This window comes from Bartonella sp. CL71SXKL (assembly GCF_042194935.1).
Lineage (GTDB): Bacteria > Pseudomonadota > Alphaproteobacteria > Rhizobiales > Rhizobiaceae > Bartonella.
Genome location: NZ_JBHINI010000006.1, coordinates 102,568 through 118,190 on the forward strand (window position 1 = coordinate 102,568; position 15,623 = coordinate 118,190).

Sequence of the window (15,623 nt, forward strand, 5' to 3'; positions counted from 1 at the left end):
AAAGCGTATAGAGGTGTTATTTTAAATTTAAGATATGCATCTTCCATTGTTGGTGTTACTGTTGTAAAAAATGATATTTTATTTGATACGCATAAAGTGTTACCAAGAAGATCGATGTATAGATAAAATTTAGATTGTTACAATATCTTGAAAAAGCAATGGGTAAATAATTGATAATTGTGCTACGAAAGTTGTTAGATGGGTGTGTATCAGCAATTCTTAATAAAAAATTTTTTCTTGATAGTAGTTTTTTTTCAAAATACTGCTCTTTTTATGCAAATCTTATGTTGGTAAGCTATGCAGTTTTCACGGGAACAGGATAATGCATTGAAGGCTGTTGCCGCGTGGTTGAAGGAAGGGCGTTCTCCTCTTTTTCGCCTTTTTGGCTATGCGGGGACGGGTAAGACGACGCTTGCGCGCTATTTTGCAGAAACAGTTGATGGTTCTGTTCAGTTTGCTGCTTTTACAGGGAAGGCGGCGCAGGTTTTACGTTCTAAAGGTGCAAGCAATGCTTGTACGATTCATTCGCTGATTTATTGTCCACGTGGTGAAGAGGAAGTTTCCGATGAAATAACAGGAAAAAAGTCTATCGCTCCAACATTTACATTAAATCGAAGAAGTGCTGCTGCACAAGCTAAACTCATTATTGTTGATGAGTGTTCGATGGTCGATGAAAAATTGGCGCGTGATTTAATGAGTTTTCGGACGCCAATTCTTGTTCTTGGTGATCCAGGCCAATTGCCTCCTATATCAGGTGGAGGATTTTTTTCCAGTGGAGAACCAGATTTTCTTCTTTCAGAAATTCATCGGCAAGCGCGAGATAATCCGATTATACGTCTTGCTATGGACGTGCGTGAAGGACGCGATATTGCTTATGGTGACTATGGAGAAGCTTGTGTTGTTACACGTAAAGAAGTCAATCAACAATTGGTTTTGGATGCTGATCAGGTATTGGTGGGGGTTAATCGTACGCGCTACCTTTATAATCAGCGTTTGCGTGTGTTAAAAGAATTTACAGCAGATTATCCGCAAGCAGGAGATAAGCTGGTGTGTTTGCGAAATGATCCTATTAAAGGTTTGTTGAATGGCTCTTTATGGAAGGTGATGACTTCACAGAAGGAGACAGTTAAACCGAGTATTAATCTTCTTGTTAAACCAGAAGAAAGTGAGCGTGGGGTAGCAAAGATTAAACTTTTAAAAGCAGCGTTTGAAAACCCTGATCAAGAAATTTCATGGCAATTAAAAAAGCGATATGATGATTTTGATTATGGGTATGCATTAACGGTTCATAAGGCGCAAGGTTCTCAATGGAATAATGTCGTTTTGTTTGATGAAAGTTTTGCATTTCGTGATATGTATGCGCGCTGGCTTTATACGGGAATTACGCGCGCAGCAGAACGTTTAATGATTGTTCGATAGAAAAAAATATGTATATCATCTAAGTTTCAGATGGAAAATGCCTTTTTTCTATCTTGTTACACACTATAAAAAAATGGAAATGGGCATGGCGGTAAAACTTTCGGTTAATCTTAATGCTGTTGCTGTTTTGCGTAATCGACGTAATCTTCCGTGGCCAAGTATAACGAATATTGGGCATATAGCGCTTGCTGCTGGAGCAGCAGGTTTGACGGTTCATCCACGCCCTGATGAAAGGCATATTCGTTTTGCGGATTTGCCAGATATATACTGTTTAATCAAGAACGCTTTTCCTATAGCTGAGTTTAATATTGAAGGTTATCCCAGTGATCAATTTTTAGATATCGCTGAAAACTACGCGGATCAGATTACCCTTGTTCCTGATGATCCAGATCAGTCAACGTCTGATCATGGTTGGAATTTTGCTCATGATGCAGAATTTTTAGCACCTATTATTCAGAATTTAAAAAAAAGAAAGATTCGTGTATCCCTTTTTGCTAACCCTACTGTCGATGGTCTTGATATTGCTAAAGCAATGGGTGCTGATCGTGTGGAATTTTACACGGGACCTTACGGTGGTGCATTTCAGGACAAAATAAAACAAGTTCAAGAGCTCAATAAACTTGTTTTAGCAGCAAGAAGAGCAAAAGAGTTGCAGTTAGGTATGAATGCAGGGCATGATCTGACAATTATGAATCTTCCTGCTCTTGTCAAAAAGATTCCTTGGCTTGATGAAGTTTCTATTGGCCATGGGCTTATTGCTGATGCGTTGGAGTATGGAATGCATGAGACTGTTCAGCGTTTTATCCGATTATTATCGTAATCTTTTTTTCTCTATAAAAATTGGAAGAGAAATTTTTATAGAGGTTTGTCAATTTATCTTAAAAAACAATTTTATACATGTTTGAGATAAGTAGCACTATTAGCATACATTATAAAATATTCTATTTTCCTCTGTTTATTGGTAGCTTTCTATTTTTTGTGTTTTTTAGGGTATGAAATGCTTTTTGATATACCATCCATTATGAGGAAATTTTACCAAATCTACTTACTATAATTTCTTTGAAGGGAGAAGAAATAGGGTTTTGAAAGTATTTCCATTATAAAGGAGTGCGTAGGATTTTAATGGATCAATACACAAATTTTCTTGATATTTGAGCTCATTTTCGGGTTATCTGTAAATAGTATAACGTAAAATCTCCTTATGAGTAAGCTTAATGCAATAGGAGCTGTTAAATAGAATGATGATATCGACTTGTAGCTTTATGAAGTAAAGAGAGTGGTGTGCAATAAATCTTAGACTATTATAGGGGATTCTTGAAAAGGGCTCGAGCATATTAAAATTTTTTTATAAGGCGCCATAAATGGATAACATAATGGCCGTATGGGGGTGTTCTTTTTTGCGTGAGAAGCGTGGATATTAAAGAACGTAAAAAGTAAAAACATCCTCTCTATTATTCTAAAGATATTGTTGTATATGCTTTTGAAGGTTGTATTAAAACAATACTTGTTATTTTGTAATTTTTCTTGCTATCCATATTGATTTGGTTCATGTTAAAAATTGTATGTTGTATCTTAATTTTTAGAATATAGCGTTTTGTTGCACGATAGAAGAGTAGAATATTAGCTAAATTTTCTTTAGAAATCTTATTTTGTGTAATTATTATTTTTGTAGAATAGCAGTTGAAGTTATTTGGGGATCTGTATATGTTTTAGGAATGTTTGGGGATTACAGTTTTTTCTATGCAATATGTAAACTTTAAAATTATTCAATTGCTGTGTTTTTATAAGCGGTGTTTTTTGTCTTTATAAGTGTGTGATGCACTAAAGATAATGTTTCTTATTTAATAAAAATAATCTGAAATCCAGTTTAAATAGAGAAAGAAGGAATTTTTTTATGCGTGTTTATTATGATCGTGATGCGGATGTTAATCTCATTAAAGGGAAAAAAGTAGCCATTGTTGGTTATGGTTCTCAAGGGCGTGCGCACGCTTTAAACTTGAAAGATTCCGGTGTTAAAAATGTGCAAATAGCTTTGCGTTCAGGGTCGGAAACAGTTAAAAAGGCTATGGCCGATGGTTTTGAAGTGGTGAGTGTTGCTGAAGCAGCAAAATGGGCAGATCTCATCATGATGGCAACACCAGATGAATTGCAAGCTGATATTTATAAGGAACATATTCATGATCATTTACGCGACGGGGCAGCAATTGCTTTTGCTCATGGTTTAAGTATTCATTTTGGCTTGATTGAACCTAAAAAAAACGTTGATATTGTGATGATTGCTCCTAAAGGTCCAGGTCATACAGTTCGTAATGAATACCAACGGGGTTGTGGTGTTCCTTGTTTAATAGCGGTGGCGCAAGATGCTTCAGGGCATGCACATAATGTAGCATTGTCTTATGCATGTGGACTTGGTGGTGGACGTGCTGGGGTGATTGAAACAACATTTAAAGAAGAGTGCGAAACTGATCTTTTTGGTGAACAAGCGGTTCTTTGTGGTGGTCTTGTTGAATTGATTCGAGCAGGTTATGAAACACTAACGGAAGCAGGTTATGCACCGGAAATGGCTTATTTTGAGTGTTTGCATGAGGTTAAACTGATTGTTGATCTCATGTATGAAGGGGGCATTGCAAATATGAATTATTCGATTTCTAATACAGCTGAATGGGGTGAATATATGTCTGGTCCACGTGTGATTACGGAGAAAACCAGAGCAGAAATGAAACGTATATTGAAAGATATTCAAACGGGTAAATTTACATCGAATTGGATTCAAGAATATAAAGCTGGTGCTGCTCATTTTAAAAGTATGCGGCGTTTAAATGATAATCATCCTATTGAAGAAGTTGGTAAAAAACTTCGTTCTATGATGCCTTGGATAAAATCGAATGCTTTGGTTGATAAAGAGCGTAATTGAAGATTCTACAGAGATATTTTGTCAATAGCTTTTATAATTTTATAGATAAATATCAAAAAAGGGTAACTTTAGTTACCCTTTTTTATATGTTTTTTGTAATATAAGCTTTATTTTTTAATTTTTTGCATAATTCTTTTTCCCAAAAAGAAAGTATACAATTCCTAAAAATATGAACCATGCTGGAGTGTATTTTAAAGCTATGGCAGTGTCAGCTTCTAATGACAATAAATAGATAATGAATGCAAAGAAAACAAGAAGCGCCCAACACATAACAACACCTCCTGGCATTTTATAAGGAGAGACAGTATGCTGGAGAGGACGATTGCGGCGATAGATGATATAGCTGATCAAAATGATAGACCATACAAATATAAACAAAGTTGCGGCAATTGTCGTAACAATTGTAAAAGCAGCTATGAGTGTTTGAGATAACGATACGACGGCATAACCAAATAAGATGCATATACATGAAAAGAATAATGCGTTGGCTGGAACGTGGTTACGAGAAAGTTTTCCTAAAAATTTAGGAGCACCTTTTTGTGTTGCTAGCCCATATATCATACGGCTGGTAGAAAAAATTCCACTATTTGCTGAAGATGCGGCAGCTGTGAGGACAACAAAGTTCATCAAACCTGCAGCAGTTGGAATACCAATAAGTGCATACATTGTTACAAATGGGCTTTTTTCTGGACTGATTTGATCCCACGGCGTCACAGACATAATCACAAGAAGAGAGAATATATAAAAGAATACAATGCGGATTGGTATTGAATTAACAGCCTGTGGTAAAGCTTTTTGAGGCTCTTTTACTTCAGCAGCAGCTGTTCCAGCGAGTTCAATGCCAACAAAAGCAAAAATAACAATTTGAAATCCAGCAAAAAAGCCTGTAATTCCTCGCGGAAAAATATTCCCACCGTTCCATATATGGCTAAGAGAAGCAACCGTACCGTTTGGAGAGACAAAACCGGTAAAGATCATATAAAATCCTACAACGATTAGGACTAGAATTGCTACGATTTTGATAAAACCAAACCAAAACTCAAGTTCGCCAAATAGTTTTACGGCGACGAGGTTAAGAATTAAAAAGGACATAAGACCAATTATAACAGGAATCCACGGATTGAGCTCAGGCCACCAAAAGTGTGTGTAAGTGACAATAGCAATAATTTCAGCAGTTCCAGTGACAATCCAACACAACCAATATGTCCAGCCGATAAAGAATCCGGCACATGGCCCTAGAAGATCGGTTGAGAAGTCAATAAAAGATCGGTATTGTGTATTAGAAAGCAATAACTCTCCCATAGCACGCATGACAAAGTATAGAGCACAACCAATAATTGCATAAACGAGTAGAATTGAGGGGCCTGCTACACTGATTGTTTTTCCTGATCCCATGAAGAGACCTGTTCCAATCGCTCCACCAAGGGCTATAAGTTGTATGTGTCGGTTATGTAGTCCACGTTGCAATTTCTTCTTAGGTTTTTTTTCTAAATTTTGTTTGTTCATTTTTGGGGAGTTCTCCTTAGTTATTTTTAAATAAAAATTACCCTAAAAAAGGTAATTCCTTCTATCGGAACACGCTATGGTTAAGGAGTAAAGGAATTTTTTTCTATGACTATATGTGAATAAAGCAAAAACATTATTAACTAATGGAATAATTATTTTATATATAAGAAACAAAAGATAAACTGTATTATATTTTTTTGATTTTTTATGTTTTATACATAATTTATATATATAATATATAATATAATTTATATTATATATTATTATTATTTGTATATAAATAATAATTTATATTTATGTATATTTATTTATAGTAATTTATTGTATAAATATCTTTATATTTAAAATTATTTATTAATGTAGATTTTTATATATAGAAAAATATAAATAAAATTGTAAATTTATTAAATATAAAACTTTATATATAAATAAAATAAGTTTAAGTAGTTAAACTATTATTTAAAATATGAAAAAACATATTTAAAATTTATCTTTAAGTATTTATATTTAAAATTTATTACAAATAGAAAAATATTTTCATAGAATCTTTTTTTATTGCAGATAGCTATTAAGATATATTCTGTTTAGAGCTATATTTTTAATTTTGATAAAAAATTGAATATAAATTTTTTTTGGGGGGGAAGTTTTAGATAAAATCTCATGTTTTATTAGTAAACAATGTCAGTGAAGTTTATAGAGAATTCTTTACAGAATAGCTCGTTCTTATCCTATTATACAGTAAAGTACTGTTGTGTAGAGTAGTGATATAAAGCATATAACATTTTACACATTAAGTATTTTTAGAATGGGTGGTGAGTGTTCAGGGCAGGGCTAGCCCATAGAGCCTTATGTAGGTGAACCATATAAATGATCAGCAGCATTCCCCCTTAATAAGCCGGATTGTTTACAAACCGGTGCCGGTAGGAATCGTCGTTTTTTGATGTTTGGGGAGGAGGTTAAGTAGAAAAAGGGTAACTAAAATTACCCTTTTTTGAGATGTTTTTATGTATAGACTTTATTTGTTACCTTGAGTTATTTTTTTCTTTACAAACATAAAATACATTATACCCAAGAAAACAAACCAGAATATACTATATTTTAAGGCTAGTAGAGTATCAGCTTCTAATGTCAACAAATAGAGCATGAAAACAAAGAAAACTAAAATTATCCCACACATGACAACACCTCCTGGCATTTTATAAATGGATTCAGCGTGTAGATGAGGGCGATTGCGACGATACACAATATAGCTAATCAAAATTACAGACCATACGAATAAAAATGCAATAGCTGAAATGCTTGTCACAATTGTAAAAGCACTTATGAGGCTTGGAGAGAGTGAGGCAATTGTATACCCTATTAAAATACATAAACAGGAAAAGAATAGAGCATTGGCTGGAACATGGTATCTGGAAAGTTTACCTAAAATTGGAGGGGCACCTTTTTGTGTTGCAAGCCCATATATCATACGGCTGGTAGAAAAAATACCACTATTTGCTGAAGAGGCAGCTGAGGTGATAACGACAAAGTTCACCAAGCCAGCAGCTATCGGAATGCCTGCAAGCCAAAACATCGAGACAAAGGGGCTTTTATCTGGAACAATTTGATCCCAAGGTGTGACAGACATAATTACAGCGAGAGAAAAAATGTAAAAGAGTACAATACGGACCGGTATTGCATTAATTGCTTTGGGGAGAACTTTTTTAGGTTCTTTTACTTCAGCAGCGGTTGTTCCAGCAATTTCTATACCAACAAAAGAAAAAATGGCAATTTGAAATCCAGCAAAAAAACCTGTCATTCCTCGCGGAAAGATATTTCCATCGTTCCATACGTGATTGAGAGAAGCAACCGTACCATTGGGAGAGGTAAAGCCCGTAACGATCATATAAAATCCCACAACAATTAATGCTAAAATTGCGACGACTTTGATAAGACCAAACCAGAATTCAAGTTCACCGAATAGTTTCACGGCAAAGAGGTTAAAGATTAAAAAGACACTAATGCAGGTAAAAACGGTAAACCATGGATTGAGTGTTGGCCACCAAAAGTTCATATAAGTGATGATGGCAATAATGTCAGCAGCTCCAGTTACAACCCAGCTCAACCAATAGCTCCAGCCAACAAAGAAAGCGATTCCCGGTCCTAGCATATCGGTTGAAAAATCAATAAGAGATCGGTATTGTGAATTAGAAAGCAACAATTCTCCCATAGCACGCATGACAAAGTATAGAGCAAAACCGATAATAGCATAAACGAGTATGATGGAAGGACCTGCTACACTAATTGTTTTTCCTGCCCCCATGAAGAGACCTGTTCCAATAGCACCACCAATGGCTATAAGTTGTACATGTCGGTTGTGTAGTCCACGCTGCAACTTATTCTGAGAATTATCTTTTAAATTTTGTTTGTAGCTCATTTTTTGGGGGTTCCCTTTAATTATTTTGAGATTAAATTACACTAAAAAAGCATTATTTCGTATCGAAGCATGATATAAATGAGGTGTAAAGGAAAAAAACGTTTTTTATGATTTTGTGTGGATAAAGAAAAGAATATACTTTTGAAAAAAGAGAATGTTGTCCTCTTAAATAACGTAACAGATATTTGAATAGGGAGCTTTTTATTGTTATGAATAACAAATAAATTGTTCATTAAAAGACGTGGGGCTTTTAAAATTATTTCAGAAAGTTGTCAGGAGTTTTTATAATTTTTTGAAACTTATTATTTGTAATCAGTGCATTATTTATTATTATTCATAATGGTGAGAGTTTTACTTTTTGCTCAAATAGCACTCGAGAGTTCTCATCTTAGTTTAAGAAACAATTTTTAATGGAAAATTAAAATGATTTTTAAAATCATTTTTTTGTTTGTATGGTGCTATCATAAATCAAAAAGTTACTTTTGTTTCATAAACGAAAAGAGAAATATCATAGCTTATTTTTTTAAAAGTGATGAATAAGGATTTTGTTTAGATATTGGTAACATTTTATAAAATGTTACGAGAAACTCACATTGTTTACACAAACGTCCTTGAGAGTATGATAAAGAAATGCAACGTAATTCAGTTATATAAAGAAAAAAAGAACTGGGGATTGTATAAGCTCTGTTAGAGATTGAGCTATTCATAGTGAGAGACAGAATCAGGAAAAGATTGCTCTATTAACTTTACAATTTGTTATCAAAAGATAAAACTATCCAAAGAAAATGAAAAAAGAAAACAGAGATAAAACTGTTCCTGTCGCAATGTTAATCGAGCCTTTTACCCGCTGCTTTTTTAAGGCGGTACTGGCAAATGATATAAAAATGGTCATTAAAGTAAACCATGCAAAGATGTTGAAAGAATGTATTGTGACAAGTTCAAAACCTTTTTTAATGCTACCTCCAGAATCTAAGAATTTTGGAAAAGCTGCTATGTAAAATATAGATACTTTGGGGTTTAGTATTTGTGTCAGAAAACCGTCCATATAGCTGGTTAAAAGCTTTGTTTCACTCGTAGCATGCTTTTCATTCGTTGAACTTCTTTCTTTTGAATTTAAGCTGTGTATTCCAGATTTAATTGATTTAAAGCCCATGTATAATAAATAGCTGCCACATATGAGTTTTACTAAAAAAAACAGCGTTTTGTTGTTGAGAATGAGCGCTGATACACCTAGGTGTGGAAAATGCCCCATGCACATATGTTGCTGTACACAATCCTAAAACGTTTACAAATGCGTTCTTTCTTCCCAATCTCGTTGCATTATCGATGATAAGGGCCATATTCGGCCCCGGTGAGATGACTAAAAAAAATGAAACAATGAAAAAGGTCAGTATTTGATGATTCATTTTACTTTTAGCTCTGAAATTAATTGATTTTCGAGATACAATTCTATTCTGTCAAACTGAGAAAGTTTTCCGACACCCTGTGGAGTGCCTGTGTATATGAGATCACCACGTCTTAGCTGAATGTAGTGACTTAAAAATGAGATTATCTTCTCAAAGTTAAAGATCATATTTTTCGTATTGCCAACTTGTCTTGTTTCGCCATTTAACTTCATTGCAAAGGTTATTGGGTTGTTTATTTTTTCCTTGTTTATGAAGTCAGAGACGTATGCGGCGCCTTTAAATCCTTTCGATAAAAGCCAAGGAAGCTTTTTTTCTTTCAGTTTTGTTTGCAAATCCCGCGCTGTGAGATCAAGACCTATTGCTACGGCATCATAGCATTCTTCTGCTTCTTCCTCCATGATCATGAAAGCGTCCTTTGAGATTTTGAGCACAATTTCGGTTTCAAAATGTATTTCTTTGGAAAAATTAGGGAGATAAATTTCATTGCCTAAAACGAGTGAACTTTTTGGCTTGCTAAAGATAACGGGTTCATCTTCAACAACATTACCTAGTTCATGAACATGTTCAACATAATTGTATCCAACACAGTAGATGTCATTTATCATAGGGCGCCCTCCAAATTTTTCATTTTCTCTTTGTATAGGCAAGAGAGAACTTTGCAAACAACATTTTTTCTTATATCGCGTTGTGCGTTTTCTGAAAAAGAAGCATTGTGTGGGTTGATGACTAACCATGATGACAGTTCTTCGCATTGGCTCTCTTTTGAAGAGTGCCCAATCTTATAGTCTTTGAGATTATTTTAATTTTGATTGCCAATTTCCTGAAATTATTTTATTACTTAAAGAGTGATTTTGGTCGTCTACGCAGCGATCAGTAGGGGTTGAAAGCCCTAAAGTTCGATCATAAATGAGCCCACTCTGTGGGTGTCTTGGAATTATGGGATATTTTTCTATGTCTAGGTGCGATGAGCACTAAAAGTAAAAAAAAACTCACTCGAACTCAGTACTTTCAGGCTCTCGGAATACTAATGCGAGGGTGCTCGCACTCAGCGGGGGGAGCTTAAGAGTGAAAAGCAAAAGGCTACATTTTAACGACATTTCTATAGGCAAAAAATTCGCTTTCAAAGAACAATGCTGGGAATGTCGCAAAAGCAATTAGGGCATCAATTAGGGGTAACTTTTCAACAAATCCAAAAGTATGAGAAAGTCTCTAAGGGTTTAAAAGAAGCAGACCGTGGCAAACTTATTGTGGCATGTGGAACGGAGAAGATTTTTACCATCTTTAAGATAGCAGAACAAATAACTAGAACTGGCAAGCGTATTTTGTTTCTCGTGCCTTCCCTAGCTTTGATGTCATAAACAATAAGAGAATGGACACGCTATACAGAAGTGCCGTTTCGTTCCTTTGCGGTGTATTTTGATACATAAGTTGGCAAGCGTCGAAAAACAAAGATGCTGTTGTCGAACTTGATGTTTCAGATCTTGCTCTATCAGCTACCAACTGATGTTCAAAAGCTTTGAAAAAAACAAATAAAGTCTTAGCGAATGTAATGACCGTGGTGTTTGCTACTTACTAATTAATCCAAGTGATTGCGGATGCGCAAAAGAAATACGGTTTACCAGAATTTGATCTGATCATTTGTGAAGCAGTACAGGCTAAGGCAATAAGGTAAAACCTTTGGTTGTAGAAGCCAAGGAAGTAGCTTCGACTGCGAAGTCGACAGCGGAAGAAGCGAAGAGTGTTGCGGAGCAAGCAAAAGAAGAAGCTGATACGACGAAGCAAGGGCTTGGAGAGGTCTAGAGTTCATTAGACACGGTGACAGCAACGACAAATTCTGCGAATACAGCCGCCTCTGAGGCAAAAGTGTTAGCAGAAGAAGCAAAGAGTGCATTGACAGAAGTTCAAGAGAAGGCACAGAGGAACAGTGACAGTCTTTCTGAACTTCAAAGTAAGGTAGGTTCTCTTTCCACTAATTTTTTAGAGAATGTGCGTTTTAATCAACCTGACAGAATTCTGGAAGCCGATTCACACAATAGAAAAGGTCTTGTGATCAATGCAGGGGCGTGCTTTCACTTTTATCGTGGCGGTGAGAATGGGGATAGGTCCATCTTTTACCGCACTCCAGGGCGTGGAAGGATGACTTTTGACGAAGATTTTGAAGCAGGAAAGGATTATTATATATATATCGTCCTAAAAGATCAGACGAATGAGATATCCTTTGAAATTTCGCAAAATCCGACGGCTCCTGATGGCTATACAGAGGATAATTCTCAAAAGATTGGCGGATTTCATACGCTTTGTGCGGATGTTGGTGAGATTGAAGATCATCTCTTATCGGGTTATCAAGCAGGGGATATTTTGCCTAATTCTGTTTGGTGTTTAAATCACCGTCCACGTAGTGACCCAGAGGAAATGGTTTACAATCCGTGGCATAATATTTGGGTTGATATTTATCTTCAATCAGGGACAGGTGTAAATGCAAAGTCGGCATATGGTGTTCCGATTACGACCAATCGTAGCTATGCAGATCATGCCTTTGATTTTTGGTCTGTTAATAAGAGATTTTTGACGAGTGATGAGTTCTCGCCAAGCATGTATGGAAGTAATCAAGCAACCAGTATTGTCGGCAATCAAGCGCCTTCTCTTAAGACGTCTGGAGGACACGTTGATACAAACAATAGACGATGATTTCGCATATCGGTTGTGAGGATGGTTGCGGTTATGTTTGGCAATATTTGTCTGGTTGTTATCCAGTGACTAAATGGCATACAGGGGAGCAAGGAAGCAGTTTACGTGTAGACATAAATGTTATGTTGGGAGGAGGCGATTGGACTGGTGGTTCTAACAATGATCATCTTGTACGGAATTTTGCGCATTCTCGTTATGTAGAAGATGAAAAAATAGGCGCCCGTGGATGTAGCGAGCCACTTTATTATAATTAGCGCGAGATTGATTTTATCCAGCCCCACTTTTGTGGGGCTTTTTTTATGGAGCGTCAGATGAGAAAGATATCGAAAGAAGGATTGGCACTTCATCTTGAAGTTTTAAAATCAAAGCTTTTTCTACTAAACTCATGATGTCAACCAGAGCAGTACAATCTTATCACTCATATTTTCATGTCTAGAAAATTGAGATAATGCCATCCATAAATCGCATAAGAAGTTAGTATTTACCTTCATTGCACACCTCCATGGATTCGTTCTCTCAAACATGCCAATCCTTTAGGTGTGATTTTTGTTGAAGGCAGCACCTTTTCTGTTCCATCCGGTTTTTGAATGGTGATGGCAGAACAGTCTATGAAGCCTTTTTTGATTTTATCCTGATTAAGGTAACAATGGACCACTCGGAGCACGTCGATACACCCAATCATTTTTACGCAAGTAATCTGTTAAATCCTTTGGTTTTATCTCCAACATCTTCGCGGCTTCAATCAAACCAAACAAACCATCAGAGCGTTTTAAGCCTTCTAAAGCTTTTGCTTTTAGTGTTAATTCTGAAATAACAAGGTCTTTCTGCTCAATTTGATTTTGTAGATGATTTAAGGCGCCAAGTAATACTTCGGGTTTGGAGTAATCAATTTGTGGAATAGCTACTTGTCTTTCCAACTCTTTCCAACGGTCAATTATCTTTGCTCGTAAGGCAGTGCTGTAACTAGAAACAAGAATTAAGCATTCACGCTTTGGCAGGTTATAACAAGGGCGGCTTTCACCTTTGTTATCAAGGTAGTGCCCACCAAAATCAACCTCCTCAAATTTGAGGGCGTTAAGTTCTTCAAGCGTTTTCTTGATGTCACGCATAATATTGTCATGCCTTTTGCCACATAATTCAGTAATTTTAATAATGGTATTCATAAAGAATTTTTAGATGTTAGACGTTCCTTAATGACATTCTAAAAGAGTGCTGGGCGCTAAAAAACACGGAATCTAGTCCGTCGTTACGCCTTTCCCCGAAGGGTGTTATATGGCATCACCATACCCGACAAAGCTATTATATGCATGTAGCAACAATGAGTTAAGTGTACAATGTACAGTCAAATTGAAAATTCTGTCGCTAGCGATAGTTCGCACTAGTCTGCCCGCAACGAAGCCAACCCGCTGGGAAGTACATTTTGCATTGATTTTATTGACTTTTTTATGAAAAAAACAAAGCATAAGTGATAATCTGTTTTTAAAATTGCAATAAGAATATGTAATTCCTAAACTCATAAGGATATGGAATATATAGATAAAGTTTAAGAACATAATCTAGCTTTTCTTGTTGGCAGCGTATTCATGATGAGCAAGTTAGTTCTGTATATTGGCAATTAATCTCTCATTGGCTTTTTTACAATAGCACTTGCAATCTCTGTCTTTGACATGACCTCAGAAGTTGAGGGTCCCTCTTGTTTTGCAATGGGGAATTGATCTCCATCCGCTCTTTGAAAAACATTACCATTCAGCTTTTTTAACTCAACACGCTTTGGAAAACTCTCACCTTTGATAAAAGCATGGGGTAAGATTTGTTTTTTTTCAAACAGTTGTGTAAGTCACGCCGCGTTTTGTTCTTTTGCTTTAAAAAATTTAAGAAGTATCGGTGTTCCAGAACGAATGATATCTGTCTCAAGAAACCTTGCTGTCGCCTTTTCTTTAATATAAACACCTTGCTTAACACGCTTTGATTTGGCTGATGTAGCATCAGAAATCTTCTTTTCTGCAAAGCGTTCAACTTGTTTTGCTGCGGTGTTTAGAGCATGACGCAGAAAGGGGACCAATTAAGGCGAAGGGCTTGAATACTGGTAAAAGTATCCTTCAGCTGTTGAAGATACCATTTTGGTGGATGCTTAACTTCAACTTCTAAGGCTTTTTGGGAGCAGGTGTTGATGATTGAGAGACCTTAGATGCTTTTGGCTGTTTGAATGAAATTTCTTCTTCTGCTGGTTCAGATGATGTTTGTGCTGCTTCTTGTTTTATCTGCTTAATTTGTTCAACTGCCTTGTCAGGTTTTTCTGTTGTTTTGACCTCAACAAAAAGTTTTGCAGCATTGGCGCGCTTGAGACGTGCGTAGACTTGATTGGAAACTTCAACAAATGGATTATTGGGTGTTGATGGTTCAAAGCGAACAGTGCTTTTATTGTCGCCAACAACACACATTGGCTTAGTGATGACAGCTTTCATTATGGCTCTTTTTGAGTCATAATTAATGACATCATTAGTCAATTATTGATTTTTATTCTGTGAAAAATTGATTAGCCGATTGTCAACAGAAAAAATCATGATCTTATGCTTTTTTACTTTTTACCTAAAGTTGGTGTTTTTAAACATAAAAAAGTGTAGAAAAAATTCAAGTAAGAAATGTTGATAACCTTGCTAAGACTTCATCCATAATTATATATGGAATAGTTTCCATTCTTTTTCCATTACGCGCTACTATATCTAAAGCACGCGGTTGGTCGCAGCGTATCACACCTGTTGTATGCAGCTCTGTTCCTACCAATGAAATAGCAAAATCTGCTGTTCTAGCAAAATTTTCTCCACTCGTAATGGGCAAAACAATGGGTGTTTTGTTAAACGATTAAACGCCTCCGGTGATACAATCAGTACAGGACGCGTTCCTTTTTTCTCATAAACAGAAGTTGGGTCAAGCGATACAAACCAAATTTCACCTCGCTTCATTACAAGAGCTCTCTGCCAACAGGTTTAGCATCAAACCACTCTACATCTTTATCCGCAAAATCGTCTGAAGGATTACATTGGGCTAACAATTCTTCAAGAGTGTAATTTTGCGATATCTGTGGTTTCACAACCAATTGTCCATTGTCAATAACCAAACCCACTTGCATATTTTCAGTAAGATGAAGAACATCAATCAATGCAGGCGGTGTAGAGAGTATAACTGATCCTCCAACTTTACGTAATTTTGTTGTGTGCATAAAACGCCCTCTCTAATATTATATAAAAATATAACATAAAGCCCATGATTCAAT

12 protein-coding genes and 4 pseudogenes are annotated in these 15,623 nt (G+C 35.9%); 7 read left to right on the forward strand and 9 right to left on the reverse strand.

From position 1 onward, the window contains the following. The first annotated feature begins 297 nt into the window (after window positions 1–297). From ACFILA_RS04805 to ilvC, 3 genes are all read left to right on the forward strand, one after another. Window positions 298–1,419 (forward strand): ATP-dependent RecD-like DNA helicase, encoded by a 1,122-nt coding sequence (locus ACFILA_RS04805; protein WP_273790749.1) that lies wholly within the window; start codon window positions 298–300, stop codon window positions 1,417–1,419. An 85-nt stretch (window positions 1,420–1,504) separates the two neighbouring features. Beyond that, window positions 1,505–2,239, forward strand: coding sequence for a pyridoxine 5'-phosphate synthase (locus ACFILA_RS04810; protein WP_375660752.1), 735 nt, complete (start codon window positions 1,505–1,507; stop codon window positions 2,237–2,239). 1,074 nt (window positions 2,240–3,313) lie between these two features. Continuing rightward, window positions 3,314–4,333 carry a ketol-acid reductoisomerase gene (gene ilvC, locus ACFILA_RS04815; RefSeq protein ID WP_273790747.1) on the forward strand — a complete coding sequence of 340 codons (1,020 nt, stop codon included), beginning with the start codon at window positions 3,314–3,316 and terminating at the stop codon, window positions 4,331–4,333. Window positions 4,334–4,447: 114 nt separating this feature from the next. On the opposite strand, the gene ACFILA_RS04820 is transcribed toward ilvC, so the two are convergent. The 4 genes from ACFILA_RS04820 to ACFILA_RS04835 form a co-directional block, all read right to left on the reverse strand. Continuing rightward, window positions 4,448–5,839, reverse strand: a complete 1,392-nt coding sequence (locus tag ACFILA_RS04820; protein WP_273790746.1) for an amino acid permease — start codon at window positions 5,837–5,839, stop codon at window positions 4,448–4,450. Between the two features lie 1,015 nt (window positions 5,840–6,854). Continuing rightward, complete coding sequence (locus ACFILA_RS04825; RefSeq protein WP_273791432.1) at window positions 6,855–8,255, reverse strand: amino acid permease; 1,401 nt, start codon at window positions 8,253–8,255, stop codon at window positions 6,855–6,857. A 772-nt stretch (window positions 8,256–9,027) separates the two neighbouring features. After that, complete coding sequence (locus ACFILA_RS04830; RefSeq protein ID WP_375660753.1) at window positions 9,028–9,513, reverse strand: LysE family translocator; 486 nt, start codon at window positions 9,511–9,513, stop codon at window positions 9,028–9,030. A 144-nt stretch (window positions 9,514–9,657) separates the two neighbouring features. After that, the gene (locus ACFILA_RS04835) at window positions 9,658–10,266 is read right to left on the reverse strand and encodes a fumarylacetoacetate hydrolase family protein (RefSeq protein WP_375612032.1); all 609 of its coding nucleotides are present in this window, start codon (window positions 10,264–10,266) and stop codon (window positions 9,658–9,660) included. 579 nt (window positions 10,267–10,845) lie between these two features. Between ACFILA_RS04835 and ACFILA_RS04840 the strand changes: the two are divergent. The 4 genes and pseudogenes from ACFILA_RS04840 to ACFILA_RS04855 form a co-directional block, all read left to right on the forward strand. Further along, window positions 10,846–11,306: pseudogene (locus ACFILA_RS04840) on the forward strand (DEAD/DEAH box helicase family protein); the annotation flags it as partial. Between the two features lie 32 nt (window positions 11,307–11,338). Then, the gene (locus ACFILA_RS04845; RefSeq protein WP_375660754.1) at window positions 11,339–11,461 is read left to right on the forward strand and encodes a hypothetical protein; all 123 of its coding nucleotides are present in this window, start codon (window positions 11,339–11,341) and stop codon (window positions 11,459–11,461) included. A gap of 15 nt (window positions 11,462–11,476) precedes the next feature. After that, window positions 11,477–12,349, forward strand: coding sequence for a hypothetical protein (locus tag ACFILA_RS04850; protein ID WP_375660755.1), 873 nt, complete (start codon window positions 11,477–11,479; stop codon window positions 12,347–12,349). Beyond that, window positions 12,346–12,603 carry a hypothetical protein gene (locus tag ACFILA_RS04855; protein ID WP_375660756.1) on the forward strand — a complete coding sequence of 86 codons (258 nt, stop codon included), beginning with the start codon at window positions 12,346–12,348 and terminating at the stop codon, window positions 12,601–12,603. The genes ACFILA_RS04850 and ACFILA_RS04855 overlap by 4 nt, the downstream gene beginning before the upstream one ends. A gap of 233 nt (window positions 12,604–12,836) precedes the next feature. Here ACFILA_RS04855 and ACFILA_RS04860 read toward each other — a convergent pair. The 5 genes and pseudogenes from ACFILA_RS04860 to ACFILA_RS04880 form a co-directional block, all read right to left on the reverse strand. Then, window positions 12,837–13,512, reverse strand: a pseudogene (locus ACFILA_RS04860) (phage antirepressor KilAC domain-containing protein). A gap of 432 nt (window positions 13,513–13,944) precedes the next feature. Beyond that, window positions 13,945–14,452: pseudogene (locus tag ACFILA_RS04865) on the reverse strand (hypothetical protein). A gap of 41 nt (window positions 14,453–14,493) precedes the next feature. After that, the gene (locus ACFILA_RS04870; protein ID WP_273791436.1) at window positions 14,494–14,814 is read right to left on the reverse strand and encodes a hypothetical protein; all 321 of its coding nucleotides are present in this window, start codon (window positions 14,812–14,814) and stop codon (window positions 14,494–14,496) included. A gap of 166 nt (window positions 14,815–14,980) precedes the next feature. Beyond that, window positions 14,981–15,312: pseudogene (locus ACFILA_RS04875) on the reverse strand (type II toxin-antitoxin system PemK/MazF family toxin). Further along, the gene (locus ACFILA_RS04880; RefSeq protein WP_273791437.1) at window positions 15,312–15,569 is read right to left on the reverse strand and encodes an antitoxin; all 258 of its coding nucleotides are present in this window, start codon (window positions 15,567–15,569) and stop codon (window positions 15,312–15,314) included. Before ACFILA_RS04880 ends, ACFILA_RS04875 begins: the two are co-directional and overlap by 1 nt. Between the last annotated feature and the right edge of the window lie 54 nt (window positions 15,570–15,623).

Bases quoted from the DNA above. Each gene is read 5' to 3' on its own strand.
- ACFILA_RS04855 (WP_375660756.1), top strand. From the start codon at position 12,346: ATGATTTCGCATATCGGTTGTGAGGATGGTTGCGGTTATGTTTGGCAA.
- ilvC (WP_273790747.1), top strand. From the start codon at position 3,314: ATGCGTGTTTATTATGATCGTGATGCGGATGTTAATCTCATTAAAGGG.
- ACFILA_RS04835 (WP_375612032.1), bottom strand. From the start codon at position 10,266: ATGATAAATGACATCTACTGTGTTGGATACAATTATGTTGAACATGTT.
- ACFILA_RS04810 (WP_375660752.1), top strand. From the start codon at position 1,505: ATGGCGGTAAAACTTTCGGTTAATCTTAATGCTGTTGCTGTTTTGCGT.
- ACFILA_RS04820 (WP_273790746.1), bottom strand. From the start codon at position 5,839: ATGAACAAACAAAATTTAGAAAAAAAACCTAAGAAGAAATTGCAACGT.
- ACFILA_RS04805 (WP_273790749.1), top strand. From the start codon at position 298: ATGCAGTTTTCACGGGAACAGGATAATGCATTGAAGGCTGTTGCCGCG.
- ACFILA_RS04880 (WP_273791437.1), bottom strand. From the start codon at position 15,569: ATGCACACAACAAAATTACGTAAAGTTGGAGGATCAGTTATACTCTCT.
- ACFILA_RS04825 (WP_273791432.1), bottom strand. From the start codon at position 8,255: ATGAGCTACAAACAAAATTTAAAAGATAATTCTCAGAATAAGTTGCAG.
- ACFILA_RS04870 (WP_273791436.1), bottom strand. From the start codon at position 14,814: ATGAAAGCTGTCATCACTAAGCCAATGTGTGTTGTTGGCGACAATAAA.
- ACFILA_RS04830 (WP_375660753.1), bottom strand. From the start codon at position 9,513: ATGTGCATGGGGCATTTTCCACACCTAGGTGTATCAGCGCTCATTCTC.